1 protein-coding gene is annotated in these 760 nt (G+C 67.8%); it reads right to left on the reverse strand.

All coding sequences use genetic code 11. From position 1 onward, the window contains the following. Positions 1-116 precede the first annotated feature (116 nt). Complete coding sequence (locus tag BKE38_RS28340; RefSeq protein WP_076960493.1) at positions 117-437, reverse strand: hypothetical protein; 321 nt, start codon at positions 435-437, stop codon at positions 117-119. Positions 438-760 lie beyond the last annotated feature (323 nt).

Here is a 760-nt window from a genome sequence, read left to right on the forward strand (position 1 = left end):
TTCTTTGTGTGGAGTGGACGACCACCGAGCCCCAGGAGCGTGAGCCCGTAGGATGGGCGGGAGCGGCGTATGTGTATAAGAGACAGGCTTGGGGGGGGGAAAGCTGGAGGGCGCGCTCAGGCAGCGCGCATGCGGGCCATCTGCCGCCAGGCGGCGCGGCCGGCCGCGGCGACCACGCCCGCGGCGTCGGGCAGCAGGGCGATGCGGCTCAGGCTGTCGGCCTCGCTGAGGATCAGGGAGATGCCGTCATCCTCGCGCTGCACCAGCAGCGCGGTGTCGCTGCCCTCCCAGGCGGCGGGGGCGAGCAGCAGCGTCACCTCCCCCATGCTGCCCACATGCGGGAAGATCGTCCAGCCGCCGGCCAGGGCCCGCAGGCCGCTGGTGATGTCGGCAATCTCCGCCGAGGACAGGCGGGGTGCCGCGAAGGGGTCGCACATTCTGTGCTCCTTAGCCGAGTGGCCGCCGGCCAAAAGGACAGCGAACGTGGGGCGACGGACGGGGCCGATTCTGGCCGCGGCGGTCAGGCGGCGGAGAATGCGGGGGAAACTGTGAAGAAAGCTTAAAGGATATGAACCGCTCACAAAGAGTTTAACGATCATCAAGCCTTCTTGGGTGAAACTTAAGCTGGGGCGTCGATGTTCACAGCATGTTCACGGGATGCTACGTCCCTCTGGTAGCAGGCCGGACGCGGCCCCACATCGGAGGTCTGAACGCCGCCTGCCCCCCTTTCGCCGAGCCGCGCCGCCGCATGGACCAGATC

It is taken from the genome of Teichococcus deserti, from assembly GCF_001982615.1.
GTDB classification, from domain to species: Bacteria; Pseudomonadota; Alphaproteobacteria; order Acetobacterales; family Acetobacteraceae; genus Pseudoroseomonas; species Pseudoroseomonas deserti.

Coding starts and splice junctions, on each gene's coding strand:
- BKE38_RS28340 (WP_076960493.1), bottom strand. CDS start 437: ATGTGCGACCCCTTCGCGGCACCCCGCCTGTCCTCGGCGGAGATTGCC.